Here is a 23455-nt window from a genome sequence, read left to right as displayed (position 1 = left end):
AAGCAACCGCACCCGCCGACGGGCCGGGAGGATCGTCCTCAGCCGTCCGGTCCGATCGCGTCGCAGGCGAATCTGGCCGCCGCCCGGCAGATCTCGTTTTCAAGGTCCACGTTGTCGATGGTGCGCGCCAGCACCATGGCGCCGACGCATGTGGCCGACAGCGCCAGCGCCTGCTCGCGCGGCGAAAGACCGTCGCGCGCCTGAAGGTTCATCTCGAAGAACGACACCATGGTTTCCAGCACCGCCTCATAGGCGGCGCGGGCGCCGGCGCCTGCGTGGGCGACGTCGGACGGCAGGGCCATCAGCGGGCAGCTTGCGTCGAGATCGTCGAGATGGGCGCGCGACACATAGCGGTTGACCATTAGGCGCGCCGTCTCGGAGCCGCATTCCGGCAGGCCCGAATTGTCGTCCTCGCGCCGCTGCGCATAGGCCGACAGCGTTTCGGCGTAAAGATCCTCCTTGGCGCGGAAATGATTGTAGAAACCGCCGCGCGTCAGTCCGGCGCGGGCCATGATCTCGTCGATCGACACGTCCGCGAAACCGCGGCGGTTGAACAGCTGGTGGGCGCTTTCGACGATGCGCCTGCGCGTTTCCTGCTTGTGTTTCGCCGTATAGGGCATGGGCGCTCCTCCGGATTTGTTTGCCCATCATAATGGCGGATTTAATATGTTCTTGAACATATTTAATTCGTGGATCAAGCTGCCGGCAGGCCCCCTATTCCGGAGGAGACAGCGATGAAGCTCTACTATTCCGAGACACCCAATCCCCGAAAACCCTGCGCCGTGGCGAAACATGTGAACGCGCCCGTCGAATTCGTCCGCGTCGAACTCGCCAAGGGCGAGCACAAGACGCCGGCCTACCTGGCGGTCAACCCGAACGGCAAGACCCCGGCGCTGGCGGATGGCGACGTGCATCTGTGGGAGGCGCACGCCATCATGGCTTATCTCGCCCTGAAGAGCGGATCCGATCTGTGGCCGGACAACCCGGTCCTGCAGATCGAGGTCATGAAATGGCTCAACTGGGACACGGCGCATTTTTCAAGGCACGCGGGCCGACTGTGGTTCCAGCGCTTCCTGAAGGGCGCCATCGGCGCCGGCGACCCCGATGCCGCGGAGATCGAGGAGGCCACCGGCTTTTTCAAGCAGTTCGCCGGGATACTCGACGACCACCTGAAGGGCCGCGACCACATCCTCGGCAACCGGCTGACCATCGCCGATTTCGGCGTCGCCACCTTCATCCCGCTCGCCGACCAGGCCGAGCTTCCGCTCGAGCCCTTCGCGGAGCTGCGCCGCTGGGCCGACGGCATGATGGCGATCGATGCCTGGCGCGATCCGTGGCCGTCAGAATATTCAACGCTCGGCTGAAGGTCAGGCGGCCCGGCGGATGCGCCGGGTCATCCTCAGCCCGTCGCGGATATTCAGACCCATCATCGCGATATTGGCGGCGCCGGCGACCAGCTCCAGTGCCTGGATCCCGTAGAACCAGGCGTCGAACAGACCGGCTTCCGCCCGGCCCGCCAGGAAAAACGCCGACGGCACCAGTACGAGAAGGCCGTTCGCCGCGATCAGCGGCATGCGGGTCTTCTTCGCCCTCGTGAGCCGGTCGCGCCGTTTGCGTCCGAGCGACATGCCCGTGGCGCCGACGATCGCCATGGCTGGGACGAGAATGATCATGCCCCTCAATATGGCCGATTTGACGGACGCGACGGCTTCGTGCGAACCGAACAGCTCAACACCCACGGTCGATGTCCAGAAGATGAGGATCGTCAGCAGCGCGACGGCGCCCGCCGCCGCATGGGTCTTCGTTTTCATGGTCGGTCTCGGGTAAACCACATGCGTTGCATGAGGCCGTCTTTCTTGAGGAAATGGTGGTAAAGCGCGGCGCCCGTGTGCAGGACGAAGAGCGCGATCATCAGCCGGGCGCCGAAACCGTGCGCCCGCCGCGGCGGATAGAGGTCGAAATCCGGCAGGTTCGCGGCCGTGCCTTCGAAGATCAGCGGCGCCGCGCCCGAAAGGAACAGCATGCCGATGCCGCTCGCTGTCATGCCGAGGATCACGACGTAGAAGAGGACATGCACCGCGCCTGAAAGCCGGCTCTGCCAGCGCGGAGCCGGAACAGATGTCGGCTTGTTGTCTGCGAACAGCCACCAGGCAATTCGGGCGAGCGTCAGCACCAGGACCGTCAGGCCGAGAGCGATGTGTATCCGAAGCGGGATGATCCTGGCGGCTGCATCCGCCGCGCCATCCGCCCTCAGACCGGAGCCGATCAGCAACACGATAATGAGAGCGCTGATCCAGTGGATGGAAACCGCAACAGAACCGTAGCGCCGCGATGTGCTTTTAAGCGACATGATGCCCTCCGATGTTCGTGTCGCTGACGTCAGGCGACGCAGTGATTGGCCACCGCCAGCTTCCTGAACAGGTGCGGGCGGGCGACGGCGCTCGGCGGATAGTCGGCGATGCGGCGCTGAAACTCCGGATCGGTGAACGCGTTGCGGAAGCTCGCCACATCCTGCCACACGGCGTAATTGACGAAGGTTGAACTGCCGCCGATGCCGCGATGCAGCTGCGTCGAGATGTAACCGGGCCGCGCCTTCATGAAATCGGCATCATGCGCCCAGGCGGCAAGCAGCGCATCCTCGTCCGCCAGATCGACGGTAAAGACGTTGATCAGCACGACCGGGCCTTCATCGGACCGCATCTGCTCGGCGAGGCTGACCACCGCATCGAGTTCTTCAAAACCGGCCATTTCCGTTTCCCTTTCCGAATTTCATTTACATAGCAAGCTATATAATATTGCATAGCATGCTATTCAAGTGAAAATATGCGGCATGCGGTTCGATAAGGAAAAATCGGCGGGTTATCTTGCCAACCACATGGCGCGGCTCTTCGCCCAGGGCCTGCAGGAGCGCATCGCTCCGCTGGGCATCGTGCCGGGACAGTTCCCGGCCCTACTGGCGCTCTGGGAGAAGGACGGCATCACCCAGAAGGAACTGGTGGCAAGGCTCGACATCGAACAGGCGACCATGGCCAACACGCTGACCCGCATGGAGCGGGACGGCCTGATCCGGCGCTCCAAACACCCGTCGGATGCCCGCGCCCAGCAGATCTGGCTCACAGTGAAGGCAAAGCGTATTCGCGACCGTGCCTATGACGCCGCCGATGCGGTGAACGCCCGGGCGCTCTCCGGCCTTGCCGAGGAGGAACGCGCCCTGTTCGTCGGCTTCATGCGCCGGGTGATCGCGGCGCTGCAGAAACCGGACTGATCAGTCCGACGACGCCTTCAGCGCCGCCGCGGCGGCGAGAGGGCCGAGCACGGAAAAGAACAGCGTGAGCGCGCACAGGATGAGGAACGGCGGCAGGAACGGCGCCGGGTCCTGGATCGCCCCGTTCACCGCGCTCACCCCGAAGATCAGCACCGGAATGGCGAGCGGCAGCACCAGCACCGAGACCAGGACGCCGCCGCGCGGCAGCGCCACTGAGACCGCCGCGCCCACGGCGCCGATGAACGTGATCGCCGGTGTCCCGACCAGCAGGGTCGCAGCGACCGCCAGCATGGCCGGCCCGCTGACATTCATGAAAAGGCCGAGCACCGGCGAGGCGATGATCAGCGGCAGGCCGGCCGCGGTCCAGTGCGCCAGGCATTTAACGAGCACCGTTAAAAACATCGGCGTTTCCTGCATCAGCATGATGTCGAGCGAGCCGTCCTCGCGGTCGAGCTGGAACAACCGGTCGAGCCCGAGCAGCGCCGCGAGCAGCGCCCCGATCCACAGCACCGCCGGCCCGATGCGCGACAAGAGGTTGAGATCCGGTCCGACGCCGAAGGGGATGACGGCCACCACCGCCAGGAAGAACAGCACGCCGATCAGCGCGCCGCCGCCGGCGCGCACCGCGAGCCGCAGGTCACGCAGGAAAAGCGCCGGCATCAGGCCGTGGCCTCCGCCGAATATGATCCGCCGGCACTGAGCGCCGCCTCGGCACCCGGCTGGAATACAAGGCTGCGGACATTGCTCAGGCCGAGCGCATGGTGCGTCGCCGCGACCACCAGGCCGCCGCTGTGGAGATGGCTGTCGACAAGGCCCGCGAACATCGCCTGCGACTGTCCGTCGAGAGCAGCGGTCGGCTCGTCGAGGATCCATAGCGGCCGATACGAGACCAGCAATCGCGCCATCGCGATGCGCCGCTGCTGCCCGGCAGAAAGGTAACCGAAGGGCAGGTAATCGACACCGTCCAGTCCGACGGCCGCGATCGCCTCCAGGACAGTCAGCGGCCCGGATGGCCGGCCGGTTTCCGGCTGCCTTGTGAAATCGCGCCAGAATTCCAGGTTCTCGCGCACCGTCAGTTCGCGCTTCATGCCGTTCCGGTGGCCGAGATAGTGGGCGCCTTCCGCAACGGTCTCGCAGTCTGCGCCTTCAAGCCGCACGGAGCCTTCCGCGTCCGGCAGCAGACCGGCCAGCACCCGCAGGAACGTCGATTTGCCGACCCCGTTCGGCCCCGAGACCACCAGGGCCTCGCCCGCGGATAGGGAAAAACTGATACCGGAAAAGAAGACCTGGCCGCTGCGCGCGACGCACAGATTGTCGGCGACGAGCCGCATTAGTCGCCTGCTTTCCGGCCGAAATTGTGCATCACGGAAAAAACTCCAGATTCGACTTAATACGGTCTAGAACCGTTCTATAAAATTATCTATAAGGCCTGCAACCACGCCAGCGGTCGGCGTGAACACCATATTTGCGCCGAACATGGTTGAGGGTCAATCGGACCAGCCACGGACGGACAGCGGAAATGGCCGCACCCGCAGGCTTCTACGTGCGTCTCGCACGTCTTAAGGCGTTCGTTCGGTAGTATTCGGTGAACCAACGAAGATGAGAGCCGCCTGTGACGAAATCACTCGACAGCTTCAACTGCCGCAGCACGCTTAAAGTAGGCGATGCGGAATACACTTATTTCAGCCTGACGGAGGCCGAGAAGAACGGCCTTGACGGCATTTCGGCGCTGCCGTTTTCCATGAAGGTGCTTCTGGAGAACCTCTTGCGCAACGAGGACGGCCGCTCCGTCACCAAGGAAGACATCGAAAATGTCGCCGCATGGCTGAACGACAAGGGCGCCGCCGGCAAGGAAATCGCCTACCGCCCGGCGCGCGTGCTCATGCAGGATTTTACCGGCGTGCCCGCGGTGGTCGATCTCGCCGCCATGCGTGACGCCATGAAGAGCCTCGGCGGCGATCCGGAGAAGATCAACCCTCTGGTTCCGGTGGACCTTGTGATCGACCATTCGGTCATTGTCGACGAGTTCGGTACGCCCACCGCCTTTGCCCGCAATGTCGAGCTGGAATACAAGCGTAACGGCGAACGCTACCGCTTCCTCAAATGGGGCCAGCAGGCGTTCCAGAACTTCCGCGTCGTGCCGCCCGGCACCGGCATCTGCCACCAGGTGAACCTGGAATATCTCGGCCAGACCGTCTGGACGAAGGACGAGGGCGGCGAGACGGTCGCCTATCCCGACACCTGCGTCGGCACCGATTCGCACACCACCATGATCAACGGCCTCGGCGTTCTCGGCTGGGGCGTCGGCGGCATCGAGGCCGAGGCCGCCATGCTCGGCCAGCCGATCTCCATGCTGCTGCCGGAAGTCATCGGCTTCCGCCTGACCGGCAAGCCGAAGGAAGGCATCACTGCCACCGACATCGTGCTGACCGTCGTCCAGATGCTGCGCCAGAAGGGCGTTGTCGGCAAGTTCGTCGAGTTCTTCGGCCCCGGCCTTGAGAACATGACGCTCGCCGACCGCGCGACCATCGCCAATATGGGCCCTGAATACGGCGCCACCTGCGGCTTCTTCCCGGTCGACAGCGAGACCATCAACTACCTGACGATGACCGGCCGCGCCGTGGACCGGCTGGCGCTTGTCGAAGCCTACAGCAAGGCGCAGGGCATGTGGCGCGAGGAAGGTTCCGCCGATCCAGTCTTCACCGACACGCTCGCGCTTGATCTCGGCGACGTCATTCCGGCGATGGCCGGCCCCAAGCGCCCTGAGGGACACACGCCGCTCGAGCAGATTGCGTCTCGTTTCGCGAAGGAACTGGCAGACGAATACAAGAAGACCGTCAATGCCGACAAGCGCTACCCGGTCGAGGGCGAAGACTACGATCTCGGCCATGGCGACGTCGCCATCGCCGCCATCACCTCGTGTACCAACACCTCGAACCCGTCCGTGCTGATCGGCGCGGGCCTGCTTGCCCGCAACGCGGTCGCCAGGGGCCTGAAGACCAAGCCCTGGGTCAAGACCTCGCTGGCGCCCGGCTCCCAGGTTGTCGCCGAATATCTCGACAAGTCCGGCCTGCAGACGGAGCTCGACAAGCTCGGCTTCAACCTCGTCGGCTTCGGCTGCACCACCTGCATCGGCAATTCCGGTCCGCTGCCGGCGCCGATCTCCAAGACCATCAACGACAAGGGCCTGATTGCCGCCGGCGTGCTGTCCGGCAACCGCAACTTCGAGGGCCGCATCTCGCCTGATGTGCAGGCGAACTACCTCGCCTCGCCGCCGCTGGTCGTCGCCTATGCGCTGGCCGGCACCGTCACCAAGGACCTGACCACCGAGCCGATCGGCGACGATAAGGACGGCAACCCGGTCTACTTGAAGGATATCTGGCCTTCCGCGCAGGAGATCCAGAAATTCATTGCCGAGAACGTCACCCGCGAACTGTTCGAAACCAAGTATGCGGATGTCTTCAAGGGCGACGAGAACTGGCAGAATGTCGAGGCGCCGTCCGGCCAGACCTATGCCTGGGACAGCGGTTCGACCTATGTCCAGAACCCGCCCTACTTCGTTGGCATGGGCAAGCAGCCCGGCGGCATCAAGGATATCAACGGCGCCCGTGTGCTCGGCCTCTTCGGCGACAAGATCACCACCGACCACATCTCGCCGGCCGGCTCCATCAAGGCACAGTCCCCGGCGGGCGAATACCTCATGGACCACCACGTCGCTGTCGCCGACTTCAACCAGTACGGTACTCGGCGCGGCAACCACGAGGTGATGATGCGCGGCACCTTCGGCAATATCCGTATCCGCAACCACATGCTCGGGCCGAACGGCAAGGAAGGCGGCTACACGATCCACTATCCTTCGAAGGAAGAGATGTCGATCTACGACGCCGCCATGCTCTACAAGCAGGAAGGCGTGCCGCTGGTTATCTTCGCCGGCGTCGAATACGGCAACGGCTCGTCCCGCGACTGGGCAGCCAAGGGTACGAACCTGCTTGGCGTGCGCGCCGTCATCGCCCAGTCCTTTGAGCGCATCCACCGCTCCAACCTCGTCGGCATGGGCGTCATTCCGTTCGTTCTCGAAGACGGCACGAGCTGGGAGAGCCTTGATCTCAAGGGCGACGAGCGTGTGACCATCGAGGGGCTTGAGCACATCAAGCCGCGCGAGACGAAGGTTGCGAAAGTCACCTATGGCGACGGCACGGTCAGGGAGGTGCCGATCATCTGCCGCATCGACACGCTCGACGAGGTCGACTACGTCAACAATGGCGGCATCCTGCAGACGGTGCTGCGCGACCTCGCCGCCTAGCCGGTACCGCAGAATAAAGAAGGGCCGCTGGATGGGGCGAACATCCGGCGGCCCTCTTTTTTCCCGATTTGATCAGGAGGCGGGAAACGGGTGGCCCGGCCGATCCCTGCGGTTCTCGCGCCTCTGAGACCGCAAGGATCGGCAGAGGTCGTCAGACCTCACCGGCATATTCGCCGCGGGCCGGGTAGTTCTTCTCGATGGCGAAATCGAGCGCGCCGACCAGTTCCGAGAAATGCGGCCGCACGAACGGCATCGTCTGGACGGAGCCGTAATAGAGCGTCTGCTCGGGCGTCACCAGGAAGAGACCCGGCTCCGAGAACAGCGCCGGCTCCTCGATGCCGATCGAGGTCTTGCCGCGCGATGTCGAGATGTAAAGGCCCCATTCGCGCGCCTTGGAGAGGCTGAGGTCGTAACCGAAGCGCAGGTTCTTGGCCTCGATCTTGTCGGCCATGGCCTGGGCGCGCTCCTGGCCGTCGGAACTGATCGCGATCGTCGTCACCCCGCGTTCGGCGAAGGCCGGCGTCTGCTTTTCGAGTTCCTTCAGGTAGTTGGCGCAGATCGGGCAGTGCAGTCCGCGGTAGAAGCAGACCACGACCCCGCGCTCCGACTTTTCCCGGCTGAGGTCGAATTGTTCTCCGGACAGGGTGGGCACCGCAAGGTCCGGCGTTTTCTGGCGTGGCATCAACATGGCGTTCTCATTTTTTGCGTTTGCTTGATCTTGTTCTAGCAGAAGCCATGGTCTAGAAAATCCGAATAATATGATCGAAACACCCAAATTGAGCCGAGGTGAGCCATGAGCAGATTCGACCGCCTGTCCGCCCTGATGCGGCATTTCCAGATGTCGGTCGAGATGGTGGAGCCCGGCGAAGGCAACCTGATCGTCTTCGGGTCGGCGGCAACAGACAGCCCCTGCGGCGTCGAGTTCTGGCCGCGGCACGTCAGGTCCGAGAGCGCCATTGCGCCGCACAAGCGGCTGGTGGAGGCGCGGGCCGACTGGGACGGACGCAGCAATCCCCTGGTCGCCGCCCTGCCGGAAAGCGTGATGATGGAGACACAGGACGACGACGGAACGCAATTGCTGCTGCAGATGGTGATCGCCGAGGCGGCGGACAATCGCTGCGGATCCGCGTCGGCGCTCAACCGTCTGTGCGAGGTTCTGCTGATCCGTCTGCTTCGCCGGCAGATCGAACTGGGCGCGACGACACCCGGCCTGCTGTCCGGTCTCGCCCATGCAAGGCTCAGCCGTGCGCTGGTCGCGTTGCACGACGATCCGGGCCGCAACTGGCGCAATGTCGACCTCGCCGAGGTCGCCGGCATGTCGCTCAGCCGTTTTTCGGAACAGTTCACAGCCCAGGTCGGCGAGACGCCGCAGGCCTACCTGCGGCGCTGGCGCATGATCCTGGCGCGCCAGTCGATCGCCTCGGGCGAGCGTGTGCAGTCGGTCGCCCGGCGCCTGGGATACGGCAGCTCCGAGGCGCTCAGCCGCGCCTTCAACAAGCACTACGGGCAGGCGCCGGTATCGATCCGAAGGGAAGGCCGCGGCCTGTTGGCCGCCGAGTAATCCGCGCTTCAGGCTGAATCCGGCACGGCCTCGGGCGTCTTGCTGCGCCGCCACAAGCCGCCGAACAACATGAAATAGGCTCCCGGCACGAAGAACAGGCTGAGCACCGACGCGATCGCCAGGCCGCCGATCATCAGCGTCGCCATCGGCTCGAACAGCGCCCCGCCGTTGATCGCCATCGGCATCAGGCCGAATATCGTTGTCAGCGATGTCAGGAGGATCGGCGTCACCCGCTTCTTGGCCGCCTCGATGATCGCCTCCTTGAGCGCCATCGTCTCGCGCTCGATATCGATCTGGTCGATCAGCACGATCGCGTTGTTGATGATGATGCCGGCCAGCGAGATGAGGCCCAGTATGGCAAAGAAGGACAACGGCCGTCCGGTTGCAAGTAGCGCCAGCGGCGCGCCGATGATGATCAGCGGCACGGTCATGAACGTCAGCAGCACCCGCCGGATGGAGTTGAACTGGAACATCAGCGCCACCAGCATGACCATCAGCGCGAGCGGCATGCCGGCGCTGAGCTTTTCGTTGACCTCCGCGCTGTTTTCCGTCTCGCCGGCGATCTCCAGCTTGTAGCCGCCGTCCAGATTGAGCTGGTTGAGCGTCGGCCTGATCAGGTCAAGGACGCGATTCGCGGCGAGCGTTTCGCTCTTGCCGGATATCTTGATCAGCCGGACCTGGTTCTCCCGCCGCATCTGCGAGAACTCGAGCTGCGGATCGAAGGTGGCCACCTGGTCGAGCGAAATCAGCTGGCCCTCCGCCGGTATGGCGAGACCCGCGAGTTCCTCAAGGCTGCTCCTGAAACGTTCCTCGGCGCGCACGGCGATGGGGATCGACTGGTCGCCTTCCCGGTAGGTCGACACGTTGGTGCCCGAATAGAACGTGTCCATCAGATCGGAGATTTCCTGCGAGGACACGCCCAGCTCGCGCGCCTTGCTCTGGTCGACGTCGATGACGATCTTGAGCGTCTTGTTGCCCCAGTCGTTTTCGTTCTGGGAGATGCCCGGCACCGCGTCGAAAGCGACCTCCACCTCGTCGGCAAGCATTAGCAGCCGCTCGGCGCCCGGTCCCGAGATCTTGATCTCGACAATGCCGGATTCGCCGCCGCCCATCGACAGCCGCTTGACCTTGAAGCGTCCCGAGGGGTGGTTTTCCACCAGGTACCGCCAGGCCCGGTCCGCCGCCGTGACGGCCCCTTCGAAGTTCTGCGTGTTGACCAGGATGAACGCCGCGGACGGGTCGGTATCGGCCGGGTTCAGCGCCAGGTAAAAGCGCGGACCGCCGTCGCCGACGAACACCGTCGTGTTGACTACCTCGGGATTGGCCTCCTTGTCGAGAAGCCACTCCTCGACCGCCAGCGCCTCGGCGCGCGTCGCCGAGATCGCCGTGCCCTTCGGCATGTTCAGATAGATCATGTATTCGGCGCGCTCCGACAGCGGGAACATCTCGTTCTTGAGGCTGGAGAAAAGGCTGACGGCGCCGAAGACGGCGGCATAGCAGGCAATGATGATAATCGGCCCGAATGCGAGCGTTTTTCCGATGATCGCGCCATAGGTGCGCACGACGACATTGGGCTGCGGGTCCTTGTCGCCCGCCGCCTTGCGGCGCGCAAACCACACGCACAGGGTCGGCAGTATGTAGAGCGCCGTGAACCAGGAGCCGGCAAGCATGATGCCGACGACCGCGCCGAGCGAGAACGCGAATTCGCCCTCGGTTCCCTCGAGCGTCAGCATCGGAATGAACGCCGAAACGGTGGTGATCGACGCCACGGCCAATGGAATGAAGAACTGCCGGCCGGCGCCGAGCGCCGCCTCTTCCGGAGACAGGCCGCGCTTGATGCGCCCCTCGATGTCCTCGACGACGACAAGCCCGTTGTCGACAAGAAGGCCGAGCGAGATGATCACCGCGGCGATGGAAATCTGCTGCAGGTCGATTTCCATCAGGTTCATGCCGATCAGCGCGAAGGTCACGGTGAACGGCACGATGCAGGCGATGATCAGCGCGCCGCGGAATCCGAGGAAGATCATCATCACGACGAGCACCACCGCGAAGGTCTGCGCCACGTTCGTCAGCGCGCTGTTGATCGAGGTGGTGACGTTGGTCTCCTGGAAGGTGGAGAAATTGTAGGTGATGCCGATCGGCTGCGTCAGCTCGAACTGGCCGACCGCTTCCTGCAGGGCCGCGCCGATCTTCTGGATATCTTCGGTGTCGGTCATTTCGACACTGACGATGACCGCCTGCTGGCGGTTGAAATAGACCGGCTTGTTGACCGGATCCTGATAGCCGCGCCGCACGTTCATCAGGTCCTTGAGGCGGATGAATCCGGACAGCCCCTGGACCTTGGTCAGCACGTCCTCGATTTCCTCGACCGAGCGCAGGTCGCCATTCGCCTCGAGGATGAGATTGACGCCGTCGGCGTCGATCTCGCCGGCAGGCAGGATAACGTTCTGCGCCTGCAGGTCGCTGATCACCTGGTTGAGCTGGATGCCGACCGCCGCAAGTTTGCGGCTGTCGATTTCCAGCCAGATGCGCTCCTCCTGGACGCCGAAGAGCGATACCTTCGATATGCCGTCGATCTCGTAGAGATATTCGCGCAGGTCATCGGCCGAATCGCGCAGTTCCGCGTTGCTGAAGCCCTCGCCGGTCACGGCGATCGTGGCGATGGCGACGTCGCCGTAATCGGTGTTGACGAACGGTCCCTCGGTGCCGTCCGGCAGGCTCGGCTTCAAATCGTCCATCTTGTTGCGGATGTCCTCGAAGACCGTGTTGAGCTCAGCTTTCGGCACGTGATCGTAAATCGAAACCGTGACCAGCGTGCTGCCCGTCGAGATCAGCGCATTGATGTCCTCGACCTCGCCGATCTCCCGCGCCTTGCGCTCGATCGGCTTGACGATCAGGTTCTCCATGCGCTCCGGCGACATGCCCGGGAACTGGGCGCTGATCTGAGCGCTGCGGATGGTGATCGCCGGGTTCTCGCGCTTCGGCATGGTGCCGTAGGACAACAGCCCCTGCAGGACGAGCGCGATCATAACCAGCAGCGTCAGGCGTGACTTGGAAATGCCGAAGCGGGTCAGAAATTCCATTTTCCGACCCCTAGGTTTCTTCGGTCAGCGGCTTGACCTCCATGCCGTCCCGCAGGAACGACACGCCGGCGCAGGCGACGAGTTCGCCCGGCTGCAGGCCGTCGACGACGATGAGCTGGTTGTCGCGCAGACCGCCGACGAGCACCTCGCGCAGCTTCACCGTGCCGCTCGCCTCGTCATAGACGAAAAGCTCCAGCGAGCCCGGTTGCTGCGGATCGTCGGGCACTTCGAAATTTCCCTGCATCGGCATGACGGTCAGCGGCAATGTGTAGCCGGCGCCGCGCGGCACCGCGAATTCCAGCGTGATTTCGACAGCCATGCCGGCCTTCAGGAGCGCGTTGGTTTCGTCGAGCGAGACGACGACCGGGAAGGCCGAGACGCTGTCGGCGCGGGAGCCGAGTTCGCTGACATGGCCCGGCAGGATGATCGAGGGATCGTCCGCGAGGCGGATGACGGCCTGCTTGCCGACGGCAAGCTGGTTGACGATGTCGAAGCTGACCGTGAAAGAGGATTCGAACGAGTCGTCGGCGTAGATGGTCGCAACCGGCGAACCGGCGGTCACGTTGGTGAACGATTCGACGTCCACCGAGCTGACGATACCGTCGAAGGGCGCCCTGAGGACCGCCTTTCCCAGGTCCTCCTCGGCGGTCTCGAGCTGCTTGCGCGCCTGAACGAGTTGCGCCTGGCTGGTCTCCATATCCGTTCGCGACTGGTTCGCGTCGGCTTGGGTCACCACACCCCGCTCCACGAGCTGCGACTTGCGCTGGAAGTCCTCCTCGGCGTTGCGGGCGGTCGATTCAGCCTGTTGAACCGCTGCCCGCGCATTGGCAACCTGCAGTTCCAGTGATGTCGGATCGATCTCCGCAATCACGTCCCCGGCGCCGACGCTCTGGCCGACAGCCAGATTGACCTGCATGAGCCGGCCGCTGACCTCGAAGGACAATGTGGTTGTCGATGCCGGCTGCAGAACACTTGGATAGTGCCGCACCGTGGTTTCTTCGACATCCTCGACGAGGCAGGTCTTCAGACCCCTGACGACAGGCTCGATTGCACCCGTGCGGCTGTCATCCTCGCCGCAGCCCGCCAGTGCGACAAGCATCAGACCCGGCATCATCAGTTTACGCATGCAATGTCCCCCAGGAAGGCCGCTGCTGTTTTGGCGCATTTGACCATATCGAAACCGCAGGTCAATGACCGCGTTGACAATTCGCCGGCGCGCGGGCCGGCAGAAGGATCGCCGGTAGCGATACTTTCACCGGAACGTGACTTTATCTTGAACATCTGCACAGGTACAAGATTGCTGGGATAACGGTACATTGTGCGGCGTTGACCCGGCGTTGCGCGACGTGCCCCGGGGGGATATGCGTTGCGTTCGGCAAGCAGGCAATGACATGGCAAAGACCCTTATGAAATTCGCAAAACTGGCAATCGCAATCGGTGCGCTGACCGCGTTGCCCGCGACACTCGCGACAGCCGGAGACAAGGCGCCGGTGGGCGTTGTCGAGCTGTTCACCAGCCAGGGATGTTCCTCGTGTCCGCCGGCCGATGCGGTTCTCGGCGAACTTGTCGGCCAGGGCAATGTGGTCGCGCTCAGCTATCACGTGGACTACTGGAACTATCTCGGATGGGAAGACACGCTCAGCTCCAAGCAGAGCACCGACCGCCAGTATGACTATGCAAGGTCACTCGGGCGCAAAAGCGTCTACACGCCGCAGGTCGTGGTCAATGGCCGCGATCACCTGAACGGCGCCGACAAGCGCGGAATCAACCGCAAGGTGGACGCCTTCGCGGGCGGCGGTCGCGGACTGAGCGTGCCGATCGAGGCAAGCCTCGACGGCGACAAGATGAAGATCAACATCGGCGCCGGACAGGGCAAGGCCAATGTGATCCTCGTCTATTTCGACCGCGAGAACACCATTGACATCCGGCGCGGCGAGAACCGCGGCAGGAACCTTACCTACTGGAATTCGGTGCGCGACATCCAGACGGTCGCCATGTGGGAAGGCGAGGCCGTGGAGCTCGATCTTCCGGTCTCCGTCATCAGCGGCGACGGTTACGACGGCTGCGCCATTTTGCTCCAGACCATGAAATCCAAGGGCGTGCCCGGCGCCATCATCGGCGCGGGCGTGATCATGGACGGCGGCAGCTCCTGATCCCGCATTGCGGGCCCGGGGGTTCCCGGGCTTGCAATTCCTCCCGCATTTGGCAAACTGACACCGTTCTGTCACAGAACCATTGCCGTTAATGCGGAAACAAAGGATCAAACATGGATGGAAATCCGGGAGAGCCAGAGAGTGTGTCAGCGTCTGTTCTGGTCGATCTTAAAGAGTTCCGAAGAAACAAAGAGCAGCTTCCCATAACATTTCAGCGCCGAGAGCTCGACGCCATTTTGCGCCTTTATTCGCGCATGGTGGCGGAGGGGGAATGGCGTGATTACGCCCTGGATCACCTGAAGGACAAGGCTGTCTTCTCGGTATTCAGGCGTGCCAGCGAGGTGCCGATGTTCCGCATCGAGAAGGATCCCAAGCTTGCCCGCAAGCAGGGTGCCTTTTCGGTGATCGCCGCCAGCGGCCTGATCGTCAAGCGCGGTCATGACGTCGCGCAGGTGCTGAAAGTGTTCGACAAGTCGCCGAAACTGGTGCGGGGTTAGCCGCTAGAAAAGTGTGCCCGGGTAGCGCGATGCGTCCGGGTCCGTCTCCTGCCCGTCACCGAGCGCAAGCTGCATGATGACGGTGTCGAGCCAGCGGCCGTGTTTGAAGCCGGTGGCATGCAGGGTCCCGGCATGCTCGAATCCGAGCGCCTTGTGCAGCGCCACTGAAGCCGGGTGCCCGCCGCCGATTATTCCGATCATCCGACGGAAACCGAGCCCGGTGCAGCGCTCGATAAGTTCGCCGAGAAGCGCCCGGCCGATGCCGCGCCCGCGTGAAGCCTCCGGCAAATAGATCGAATCCTCCACCGTCCAGCGATAGGCCGGCCGTGTCCGGTATGCGCCCGCATAGGCGTAGCCGAGCAAGGCGTTGTCCTCTTCGGCAATGATATAGGGATAGCCCTGATCCTTGAGGGCCGTGAAGCGACGGGTCATTTCCGCAAGGTCCGGCGGGTTGAGCTCGTACGAGGCAACGCCGTTTTCCACCGACTCGCGGTAGATCTCGGTAATCGCCTCCAGATCGGAGGGTTCGGCATCGCGCAGCGTGTAGGTCATTCGAATCCTATGAATCGGCCGGGCGCCGAATTCAACAAAAAAGGCGGCCCGTGGGCCGCCTTTTCATCTCGTCTTGTAACTGTGCCTATTCGCGGTTGCCCAGGAACTGGAGCAGGAACAGGAACAGGTTGATGAAGTCCAGATACAGCCGAAGGGCGCCCATGATGGCCTTGCGGCCGGCAACCTCGGAACCGTCGCCTTCATAGTACATTTCCTTGATCTGCTGGGTGTCGTAGGCCGTCAGGCCCGCAAACACCAGCACGCCGATCGCGGAGATCGCGAACTGCAGCGCCGACGACGCCAGGAAGATGTTGACGATCATGGCGATGATGATGCCGATCAGGCCCATGAACAGGAACGAGCCCATGCCCGAAAGATCGCGCTTGGTCGTATAACCCCAGAGCGACAACGCGCCGAAAGACGCGGCGGTGATGAAGAACACCTGTACGACGCTCTGGCCGGTAAAGACCAGGAAGATCGAAGACAGCGAAAGTCCCATCAGGGCCGAATAGACCCAGAATGTCGTCTGTGCTGCACTGACGCTCATCTTGTTGATGCGGAAGCTGAGGAAAAACACCAGCGCCAGCGGCGCAAGCATGACGACCCAGCGCAGCGGGCTTGCATACAGGATCTGGGCAAAGGCCTGGTTACTGGCGGCCATCACATACGTTCCGTAAGCGGCCACACCGGTAATCGCCAGGCCCATCGCCATCAGGTTGTAAACCCGCAGCATGTAGGACCGCAGGCCCTCATCAATCGCAGCACCGGCCTGCGTGCCAACCTGCTGGCCGCGTGCCTGGTAATCACGAAGATCTGCCATATTTACCTCTCAAATAGCCTCGTTTCGTGCGAAATCGTACCCGATTCTCGCCGAAACGGGCACAGTTGACCTGAATATGATGAATCAATCGGGCCACGACAAGACCCGAAAGCACGAATTTCTAGCTCTTTCGTCGTAAAAACAACGTTGCGTTAACACGCCGGCGATGCGCTTCACCTAAAGGTTCCGCAGGATCGGTGCCGCTTTTTGGCCGAGCACCCGCCAGGTACCCGCCAGGCCGACGCCGACCGTGAACACCAGTGCTGCTATGACGGTCATAACGGCAATATCCGGCAGGAAATGTGACGGAAGCGTCATGATGCGCGACACGACAAACCAGGCGGCAACGCCGCCTGCGAACAGCGCGAAGACCGCCGTGGCAAAGCCGAGGATCATGTATTCGTAGGAAAAGGCGCGTATCAGGGTCCGGCGCGTCGCACCGAGCGTCTTGAGCACCACCGCGTCGTGCGCCCGCGCGCGGTTCCCGGCCGCCAGCGCACCTGCAAGCACAAGAACCGAGGCCACCAGCGCCACCGCCGCCGCGGCGCGAATGGCGGTCGCAAGCTGGCCGACGATGCGGTTGACGAGATCGATGGCATCCTTGACGCGCACGCTCGTCACCGTCGGAAATGCGTTGGTCACCGCCCGCAACACTTCGCCCTCTGCGGCGGGATCCGCGTCGGGATCGCTGAGCGTCGCAAGCCACGCGTGCGGTGCGCCGGCAAATGTGTTGGGCGAGAACACCATAACGAAGTTGATCGACATGGATTCCCACTCCACCTCGCGGAAGCTTGCGATGCGGGCCGTCACATTGCGGCCGAGCACGTTGACGGTCACAAGGTCTCCGAGTTTCAGGCCGAGTTCCCTGGCCTCTTCGTCGGAGAACGATACCAGCGGCTCGCCGGTATAGTCGCTGGGCCACCATTCGCCCTCGGTCAGCTGCGAGTTTTCGGGCTGGTTCTTGGTGTAGGTGACGCCGCGGTCGCCGCGCAACACCCACTGGCCGGACGGCGGCACCTCGATCTCGCGGACGTCGACACCGTTGAATTCGGTGATCCGGCCGCGCAGCATGGGAACGCTGACGATCTTTCCGTTCGGCGATTGCTCCCGAATGAGGTCCGTAAACGCATCGATTTCACTGCTCTGCACGTCGACGAAAAAGAAGTTCGGTGCCCGCTCCGGCAGACTGCCGCTGATTTCGCGCCGCAGGTTGCCGTCGATCAGCGCCAGCGTCACCAGCAGCGCCAGGCCCAGTCCCAGCGACAGAACCACTGAAGGCGTCAGCGATCCGGGACGATGGATGTTGCCGATGGCCAGTCTGAGCGGCGTCGAGTTCACTGCCGGTGCGCGCCGAGCCAGATACTCGATGAGCGTCGAGACAAGGCGCAGGATGACGAACGCAAATGCGATGGACCCGATGAATATCGAAGCGATGAAACGGTCATAGGAGGTGAAAACCGCCATCGCGGCAAGAACCGCGACCATCAGCGCGGCGCTGACGAGGTACCGGGTGCGCGGCAGGCCAATGGCGTCGAACCCCTGCTCGCGGAACAGCGCGGTCGCCGGCACGTCGCGGGACCGGCCGAGCGGCAGGATGGCAAAGGCAAGCGCCGTCAGATATCCGAAGACGGCGGCGAATGCCAGAGCACCCGGATAAAGCGCCAATTCCGATGAAACCGGAAGCACTTCCGCCAGCGCGACCGCCGCCAGGATCGGCATGAGCGCGCCGAGCACCAGGCCGAGCGCGATTCCGATGGTCGTGATGATCATGATCTGGATCAGATAGACGGCGAATACGAACCCGCCGGAAGCGCCGAGGCACTTGAACGTCGCAATCACACTGCGTTTCGAATCAAGATAGGCCCGCACCGCGTTGGCCACCCCCACCCCGCCGACAATCAGCGCGGTCAGGCCCACAAGTGTCAGGAACTGCGAGAAACGCACGATGTTGGCGCTGAGTGCCGGCGCCGCGTTGCTGCGACTGCGGACCGACCAGCCAGCCGCCGGAAATTCGCTTTCGGCAGCCGTCCGCAATTGCTGGATGTTTGCGTCACTGGTGCCCGGCGGCAGCCTTAACTTGTAGGCATATTCGACGAGGCTGCCGACCTGGATCAGCCCGGAGGCGGCCAGGCCGTCCCGCGAAAATATCAGGCGCGGCGCAAATCCGAATCCGTCGGAAAGCGCATCCGGTTCGCTGACGATCACGGCGCGGATTTCGAACTCGGCGTTGCCGAGGAGCACTTTGTCTCCCAGCGCCACGCCGAGCCTGTCCAGAAGCAGAGGGGCGACCGCCACGCCATAGACGCCGTCCTTTGCGCTGAACAGCGCATCGAAACCGAGGGACGGTTCCGTTTGCAGGGAGCCGTATAGCGGGTAGCGCGGATCGACCGCCTTGGCCTCGACCAGCGTCTGGTCCGACCCGTCAGGCAGACGGGTCATCGACCTGAGGCCGACCGTCTGCGTCATCTCGCCCTGGCTGTCGAGAAATGAAAGCTCGTCCTCGCTGGCGGCCCGGTTCTGCAATTCGAAGCGGATGTCGGCGCCAAGGATCACCTGGCCTTCTTCGGTAATTGCCGTGGTGATCGAGCGGGACACGGAATTCACACCCGCAATCGCCGCTGTTCCGAGCGCGATACAGGCAAGAAAAATATAAAATCCGGAAAGGCCGCCGCGCATTTCCCGAAGGGCAAGCCGCCAGGCAAGTTTCAGGTCGGCCCCGTTCGAGTTCGTATTGGTCGAGGTGCCGGTCACGCCACTGCCGCCGCTTTGTCGTCGGTGTTTTCCTCTTTGAGGATTTCTCCCGAGCGCACCCGTACCTGCCGTTGGCACCGCGCAGCCAGCTTGTGGTCATGGGTGACCAAGAGCAGCGTCATGCCGCGGTCGGCCTGCTCCTTGAAAAGCAGATCCGCAATCTGCTTGCCGGTCTCGGTGTCGAGATTGCCCGTCGGCTCGTCGGCGATCAGCATGGCGGGATGCGGTGCAAGCGCACGTGCAATGGCGACACGCTGCTGCTCGCCGCCCGACAGTTCGCCGGGATAATGCGTCAGCCGCTCTGCAAGACCCACCGCCGCAAGTTCGTCGCGGGCAACGGCAAAGGCATCGGACCGCCCTGCAAGTTCCAGCGGCACGGCAACGTTTTCAAGGGCGGTCATGTTCGGGATCAGGTGAAACGACTGAAAGACAATGCCGACATTGCGGCCGCGAAAATCCGCGACCTGATCCTCGCTCATCGCGTGGATGGGATTGCCGTCTATGTGGATTTCGCCCGAATCGACCCGCTCGAGGCCGGCGAGCACCATCAAAAGTGTCGACTTGCCGGAACCCGAGGGCCCGACGATACCGACCGACTCGCCACGCTGCACGATCAGGTCCATGCCCTTGAGCACATGCACCGACGATGCCCCGTCGCCCAGCGTCAAATCGGCCTTCTTTAATTCGATGATGGGTTTTGTCAAAGCATCCGCTCGCTATATGTGTAAAAGGAAGCCGGTCCGCCCCGGATGTTCAAAGGAAATAGGAAGCATCCTATGACAATTAAAGCGGCAATTCGAATTTTCGCCATATTTTGCGGACTTGCCGTGTTCGCCGCTCCCGCCGCGCGGGCCGACACGGTCAATATCGTCGGGCTCGGCGACAGCCTGATGGCCGGATACGAGCTCGACCCGTCGGACGCGTTTCCGTCACGGCTCGAGGCCGCGCTCCGCGACAAGGGTTACGACGTGACGATCGCCAATGCAGGCGTATCCGGCGACACGTCGAGCGGCGGGCTGGCGCGGCTCGACTGGTCGGTGCCCGACGGCACCGATGCGGTGCTGCTGGAACTGGGGGCCAACGACGCCCTGCGCGGCATCAGCCCGGAACAGACCCGCGCCAATATCGACGCGATCATCGGCAAGCTGAAGCAGCGCGACATTGATGTGCTTCTGGTCGGCATGCTGTCGCCGCCGAATATGGGCGACGACTATGCCGATCAATTTAACCGGATTTACCCGGAACTGTCCGAAGAACACGGCGTCGGGCTCTATCCGTTCTTTCTCGACGGCGTCGCTGCGCAGCCGGGCCTCGATATCGGCGACGGCATGCACCCCAATCCGAAGGGCGTGGAAGTCATGGTTTCACGGTTTTTGCCATTCGTGGAGGAGTTGATTGTTAATATGTCTGTTATAAACAGCGACTAAGGAACGAACGATCACGACGAAATCACGAATGATTCGGGTTACTTACACCAAATACCGGGCGAAACTCCAAATTATGCGATAACGGGACTTGCTCAAACGGGGCACTCGTGATTCGCTGGATGTGTACATACGAATCGGGGAGGCTGCCATGCCGCGTTTGTTTGTTGCCCTCGAGATTCCGCGCGAAGCCGCACTCAGCTTGTCGCTCCTGCGTGGAGGTCTACACGGCGCCCGATGGATCGATGTCGAAAACTATCACCTGACATTGCGCTTTATCGGTGACGTCGACGCACCCACCGCCGATGAACTGCTGCACGCGCTCGACCGGGTGCGGCGCCACGAATTCTCGCTTTCGCTGATCGGCATGGGCTCGTTCGGGTCGAAAAAACCGCACTCGATCTGGGCCGGCGTATCGGCGTCTGCCGATCTGATCGCCCTGCAGGCGGAAATCGAGCGCATCTGCCAGAGGCTGCGGCTGAAGCCCGATCCGCGCAAATTCACACCGCACGTCACGCTTGCACGCTTGCGCGGTGCCCGCGTCGAGGATGTCGTCGCCTATCTCTCGGCACGCAGCAACTTCTATGCCGACACGTTCACCGTCTCCCGCTTCGTCGTGCTTTCCTCGCGCGAATCGGTGGGCGGCGGTCCCTATGTGACCGAGGAGATCTACCCGCTCATGGGCGGCTTCGCGCCGCAGACGGCGCTGCACGAAGCATCAAGCACATCCGGCCGGATTCGCCAGCCATAGGCACCATCGATTGTCCGGAGTTTCGCCATGATCACGCGTATCGCAGCCCTTGCCGCCTCCATTGCGGTCCTTGGGCTGATTCCTGCCTCCCACGGCAAGGAGGCCACGCAGGACTACCAGCGCGTCGTGCCGCTGCTCAATGACACCACGACCGTTCTCGATCAGCCGCTCGCCTACCCGCAGGATGGCGACGCCAAGATACAGTCGGCCATCGTCACCATGCTGCCGGGCGAGGAAACCGGCGTGCACTCGCACCCCTATCCGACCTATGGCTACATCCTGAGCGGCGAACTCACCGTCACCTACCCGGGCGGCGTCAGGAAGGTCTACAAACAGGGCGAAGCGGTCATGGAAGCGGTGAACACGCTGCACAACGGCCGCAACGACGGTGCCGAACCGGTGCGCATCCTCGTGGTGTTCATGGGCGTCGACGGCGAGGCCAACACGCTCTTTCCCAAAAAGGACTGAAGACGGTTACGTGCCCGTCTTCCGCCGCTGGTCGGAAAGACCCCGCTCCAGATGGTCGGTGAGCGCGGCTGCCGGATGATCGGGCGATGCCTGCCGGGCCGAGAGCGTGACGCTGAACTCGGGCAGATCGGGCAGTTCCGCCGCCTTTTCCACGGCAGTCAGGCGATCCGGCATCGCGGTTTCAAGAAAGGTCCCGACGGCAAGGTCCATGCGCATCATCGCGATGGTCGCTTCGAGATTGTCGCTTTCGTAGACGCACTTCCAGCCCCGGCCCGACCGGTCCAGCGATTCGATCACGTGACGGCGGAACGCGCAGGACTGGCTGACCAGGGAAAGGGGCAGCGGATCCGCGAACGGCGCACGACCGCCCTCGGCGCCGGCCCACACGAGCCGGTCGCGGTAGAGCGTGTTTCCGAACGGCCGGTCCCCGAACTCCTCGAGCACGACGACATCGATTGCGCCGAGCTCGAAATGCGTGCGCAGCCGGGGCGAGGTTCCGCACCTCAGATTGATTTCGATGTCCGGATAGGCGCGGGCGAACAGTCTCAGCACCGAGGGCAGGCGTCCCGAGATGAGATCGATCGGTACGCCGAGCGTCACGCGGCCGGCAAATTGCGGCGTCGTCATGTCGACCCACATCTCGTCGTTGAGCTGCAGCATCCGCAGCGCCTTGCCCGACAGCCGTTCGCCCGTTTCGGTGAGGGCGAGCCCGCCGCGCTGCCGGTGGAACAGCGCCTTTCCGAACTGGGTCTCGAGGCGTTTGATGTGCTGGCTGACGGCGCCCTGGGTCAGGTTGAGAACCCGGGCGGTGCGGGTCATGCTTCCGGTCTCGGCAACCGTCGCAAATGTCCTCAGGAGCTGCGTATCGACGTTTCTCATATATTACAGTTCTTAATGATGCAGATAATAACTATTAGTTATCATAATTTTGTGGATACCGCTACCTTGGCTCCCCGCAAAGGAGACCGGCCATGGACAAGATCAATCTGGAACAGAAGTTTGCGCAGATACCGGATTACTGGAAGCCGCGCGTTGCCGCCGAATCAAACGGCCAGCACGTGCGCCTCGCCAAGCTGAAGGGCGAGTTTGTCTGGCACAGCCATGATGACGAGGATGAGCTCTTTATCGTGGTCAAGGGCCGCTTGAGGGTCCGTTTCCGTGATCAGGACGTCGAGGTTTGCGAAGGCGAGATGCTGGTCATCCCGCGCGGCGTGGAGCACATGCCCGTGGCCGATGAGGAGGTGCATCTCATCAATATCACCAGGGCCGAGACCACCATGACCGGTAATGTCGATTCGGATCGTGCGATACCGATATCGCAGTTGCAGAAGGTCTAGATCCGATCAAGGATCGCGGAACTCCCGCGTTCGAGCATCCGGTAGACGGTCTCGAATCCGTCGGAATCGCCGTAATAGGGATCGGGAACGTCGGACGGATCGTCGAGCGCGAATTCCATGAACCGGAAAAGTCCGGCGTGCGGCCGGTCCGGCGACTTTGTTCTCAGGGTTTCGAGATTGGCGCGATCCATCGCCAGGATCAGGTCGAAGCGCTCGAAATCGGCCGCCGCGAACTGCCGGGCACGCTGACCCGATATGTCGACGCCGTGTTCCGCCGCCTTGGATATGGCGCGTGAATCGGGCGGATCGCCGACATGCCAGGCGCCGGTGCCGGCGGAATCGATCGTCAGGTACCGGCCCAGGTCCCTTTCCCGCACCAGCGACCGGAACACGCCCTCGGCCAGCGGCGAGCGGCAGATATTGCCGAGACAGACGAACAGGATGGACGAAGGCTTGCCGTCGGGGGTCGCTGCAGCCATAATTTCCTCCT

Annotated in this window: 25 protein-coding genes; 10 read left to right on the top strand and 15 right to left on the bottom strand. The window is 62.9% G+C overall.

Annotated features, from left to right (window positions below; genetic code table 11):
• Window positions 1–38 precede the first annotated feature (38 nt).
• Window positions 39–620, bottom strand: coding sequence for a TetR/AcrR family transcriptional regulator (locus E4M07_RS09980; RefSeq protein ID WP_136658154.1), 582 nt, complete (start codon window positions 618–620; stop codon window positions 39–41).
• Between the two features lie 114 nt (window positions 621–734).
• Here E4M07_RS09980 and E4M07_RS09975 point away from each other — a divergent pair, with 114 nt between their 5' ends.
• On the top strand, window positions 735–1364 hold the full coding sequence (locus E4M07_RS09975) for a glutathione S-transferase family protein (protein WP_136658153.1): 630 nt from the start codon (window positions 735–737) through the stop codon (window positions 1362–1364).
• Between the two features lie 3 nt (window positions 1365–1367).
• Here E4M07_RS09975 and E4M07_RS09970 read toward each other — a convergent pair whose 3' ends face one another.
• Genes E4M07_RS09970 through E4M07_RS09960 form a run of 3 tightly spaced genes read right to left on the bottom strand, consistent with a single transcriptional unit; the run spans window position 1368 to window position 2748 of the window.
• Entirely contained in the window at window positions 1368–1811 is a 444-nt protein-coding gene (locus E4M07_RS09970; protein ID WP_136658152.1) for a hypothetical protein, read from the bottom strand.
• Window positions 1808–2350: a cytochrome b/b6 domain-containing protein gene (locus E4M07_RS09965; RefSeq protein ID WP_136658151.1), complete on the bottom strand. Its 543-nt coding sequence runs from the start codon at window positions 2348–2350 to the stop codon at window positions 1808–1810. Before E4M07_RS09965 ends, E4M07_RS09970 begins: the two co-directional genes overlap by 4 nt.
• A gap of 29 nt (window positions 2351–2379) precedes the next feature.
• Window positions 2380–2748, bottom strand: coding sequence for an antibiotic biosynthesis monooxygenase family protein (locus tag E4M07_RS09960; RefSeq protein WP_136658150.1), 369 nt, complete (start codon window positions 2746–2748; stop codon window positions 2380–2382).
• 82 nt (window positions 2749–2830) lie between these two features.
• Here E4M07_RS09960 and E4M07_RS09955 point away from each other — a divergent pair, with 82 nt between their 5' ends.
• Window positions 2831–3265: a MarR family transcriptional regulator gene (locus tag E4M07_RS09955; protein ID WP_136658149.1), complete on the top strand. Its 435-nt coding sequence runs from the start codon at window positions 2831–2833 to the stop codon at window positions 3263–3265.
• Here E4M07_RS09955 and ccmB read toward each other — a convergent pair whose 3' ends face one another.
• Both ccmB and ccmA read right to left on the bottom strand, forming a co-directional pair.
• The gene (ccmB, locus tag E4M07_RS09950) at window positions 3266–3925 is read right to left on the bottom strand and encodes a heme exporter protein CcmB (RefSeq protein ID WP_136658148.1); all 660 of its coding nucleotides are present in this window, start codon (window positions 3923–3925) and stop codon (window positions 3266–3268) included.
• The gene (gene ccmA, locus E4M07_RS09945; protein ID WP_136658147.1) at window positions 3925–4596 is read right to left on the bottom strand and encodes a heme ABC exporter ATP-binding protein CcmA; all 672 of its coding nucleotides are present in this window, start codon (window positions 4594–4596) and stop codon (window positions 3925–3927) included. The genes ccmB and ccmA overlap by 1 nt, the downstream gene beginning before the upstream one ends.
• A 281-nt stretch (window positions 4597–4877) precedes the next feature.
• Between ccmA and acnA the strand changes: the two genes are divergently transcribed.
• Window positions 4878–7568, top strand: coding sequence for an aconitate hydratase AcnA (gene acnA / locus E4M07_RS09940; RefSeq protein WP_136658146.1), 2691 nt, complete (start codon window positions 4878–4880; stop codon window positions 7566–7568).
• A 151-nt stretch (window positions 7569–7719) separates the two neighbouring features.
• Here the strand turns inward: acnA and E4M07_RS09935 are convergent, their stop codons facing one another.
• Window positions 7720–8256: a peroxiredoxin-like family protein gene (locus tag E4M07_RS09935; protein WP_136658145.1), complete on the bottom strand. Its 537-nt coding sequence runs from the start codon at window positions 8254–8256 to the stop codon at window positions 7720–7722.
• 105 nt (window positions 8257–8361) lie between these two features.
• On the opposite strand from E4M07_RS09935, the gene E4M07_RS09930 reads away from it, so the two are divergent.
• On the top strand, window positions 8362–9129 hold the full coding sequence (locus E4M07_RS09930) for an AraC family transcriptional regulator (RefSeq protein WP_136658144.1): 768 nt from the start codon (window positions 8362–8364) through the stop codon (window positions 9127–9129).
• An 8-nt stretch (window positions 9130–9137) separates the two neighbouring features.
• On the opposite strand, the gene E4M07_RS09925 is transcribed toward E4M07_RS09930, so the two are convergent.
• Together E4M07_RS09925 and E4M07_RS09920 are read right to left on the bottom strand one after the other, a co-directional pair.
• Entirely contained in the window at window positions 9138–12212 is a 3075-nt protein-coding gene (locus tag E4M07_RS09925) for an efflux RND transporter permease subunit (RefSeq protein WP_136658143.1), read from the bottom strand.
• Window positions 12213–12222: 10 nt separating this feature from the next.
• Window positions 12223–13338: an efflux RND transporter periplasmic adaptor subunit gene (locus E4M07_RS09920; RefSeq protein ID WP_169054152.1), complete on the bottom strand. Its 1116-nt coding sequence runs from the start codon at window positions 13336–13338 to the stop codon at window positions 12223–12225.
• A gap of 265 nt (window positions 13339–13603) precedes the next feature.
• Between E4M07_RS09920 and E4M07_RS09915 the strand changes: the two genes are divergently transcribed.
• Both E4M07_RS09915 and E4M07_RS09910 read left to right on the top strand, forming a co-directional pair.
• Complete coding sequence (locus tag E4M07_RS09915) at window positions 13604–14365, top strand: thioredoxin family protein (protein ID WP_246660402.1); 762 nt, start codon at window positions 13604–13606, stop codon at window positions 14363–14365.
• A 113-nt stretch (window positions 14366–14478) separates the two neighbouring features.
• Window positions 14479–14862 (top strand): DUF2794 domain-containing protein, encoded by a 384-nt coding sequence (locus E4M07_RS09910; RefSeq protein WP_136658141.1) that lies wholly within the window; start codon window positions 14479–14481, stop codon window positions 14860–14862.
• Window positions 14863–14865: 3 nt separating this feature from the next.
• Here E4M07_RS09910 and E4M07_RS09905 read toward each other — a convergent pair whose 3' ends face one another.
• The 4 genes from E4M07_RS09905 to E4M07_RS09890 form a co-directional block, all read right to left on the bottom strand.
• On the bottom strand, window positions 14866–15414 hold the full coding sequence (locus E4M07_RS09905; RefSeq protein ID WP_136658140.1) for a GNAT family N-acetyltransferase: 549 nt from the start codon (window positions 15412–15414) through the stop codon (window positions 14866–14868).
• An 85-nt stretch (window positions 15415–15499) separates the two neighbouring features.
• Window positions 15500–16234 carry a Bax inhibitor-1/YccA family protein gene (locus E4M07_RS09900; RefSeq protein ID WP_136658139.1) on the bottom strand — a complete coding sequence of 245 codons (735 nt, stop codon included), beginning with the start codon at window positions 16232–16234 and terminating at the stop codon, window positions 15500–15502.
• Window positions 16235–16411: 177 nt separating this feature from the next.
• Window positions 16412–18910, bottom strand: a complete 2499-nt coding sequence (locus tag E4M07_RS09895) for an ABC transporter permease (protein WP_136658489.1) — start codon at window positions 18908–18910, stop codon at window positions 16412–16414.
• A gap of 71 nt (window positions 18911–18981) precedes the next feature.
• Window positions 18982–19689 carry an ABC transporter ATP-binding protein gene (locus E4M07_RS09890; RefSeq protein WP_136658138.1) on the bottom strand — a complete coding sequence of 236 codons (708 nt, stop codon included), beginning with the start codon at window positions 19687–19689 and terminating at the stop codon, window positions 18982–18984.
• 72 nt (window positions 19690–19761) lie between these two features.
• Between E4M07_RS09890 and E4M07_RS09885 the strand changes: the two genes are divergently transcribed.
• The 3 genes from E4M07_RS09885 (at window position 19762) to E4M07_RS09875 (ending at window position 21628) form a co-directional block, all read left to right on the top strand.
• Window positions 19762–20412 (top strand): arylesterase, encoded by a 651-nt coding sequence (locus E4M07_RS09885; RefSeq protein ID WP_136658137.1) that lies wholly within the window; start codon window positions 19762–19764, stop codon window positions 20410–20412.
• Between the two features lie 148 nt (window positions 20413–20560).
• The gene (gene thpR / locus E4M07_RS09880) at window positions 20561–21160 is read left to right on the top strand and encodes an RNA 2',3'-cyclic phosphodiesterase (RefSeq protein ID WP_136658136.1); all 600 of its coding nucleotides are present in this window, start codon (window positions 20561–20563) and stop codon (window positions 21158–21160) included.
• 27 nt (window positions 21161–21187) lie between these two features.
• The gene (locus E4M07_RS09875) at window positions 21188–21628 is read left to right on the top strand and encodes a cupin domain-containing protein (protein ID WP_136658135.1); all 441 of its coding nucleotides are present in this window, start codon (window positions 21188–21190) and stop codon (window positions 21626–21628) included.
• 6 nt (window positions 21629–21634) lie between these two features.
• Here the strand turns inward: E4M07_RS09875 and E4M07_RS09870 are convergent, their stop codons facing one another.
• Complete coding sequence (locus E4M07_RS09870) at window positions 21635–22507, bottom strand: LysR family transcriptional regulator (RefSeq protein WP_136658134.1); 873 nt, start codon at window positions 22505–22507, stop codon at window positions 21635–21637.
• A 92-nt stretch (window positions 22508–22599) separates the two neighbouring features.
• Between E4M07_RS09870 and E4M07_RS09865 the strand changes: the two genes are divergently transcribed.
• The gene (locus tag E4M07_RS09865; RefSeq protein WP_136658133.1) at window positions 22600–22965 is read left to right on the top strand and encodes a cupin domain-containing protein; all 366 of its coding nucleotides are present in this window, start codon (window positions 22600–22602) and stop codon (window positions 22963–22965) included.
• On the opposite strand, the gene E4M07_RS09860 is transcribed toward E4M07_RS09865, so the two are convergent.
• Window positions 22962–23444 (bottom strand): low molecular weight protein-tyrosine-phosphatase, encoded by a 483-nt coding sequence (locus E4M07_RS09860; RefSeq protein ID WP_136658132.1) that lies wholly within the window; start codon window positions 23442–23444, stop codon window positions 22962–22964. The genes E4M07_RS09865 and E4M07_RS09860 overlap by 4 nt on opposite strands.
• Between the last annotated feature and the right edge of the window lie 11 nt (window positions 23445–23455).

The organism is Nitratireductor sp. XY-223, from assembly GCF_004959855.1.
Lineage (GTDB): Bacteria > Pseudomonadota > Alphaproteobacteria > Rhizobiales > Rhizobiaceae > Hoeflea_A.
This window is presented reverse-complemented; position numbering and strand designations above follow the sequence as displayed.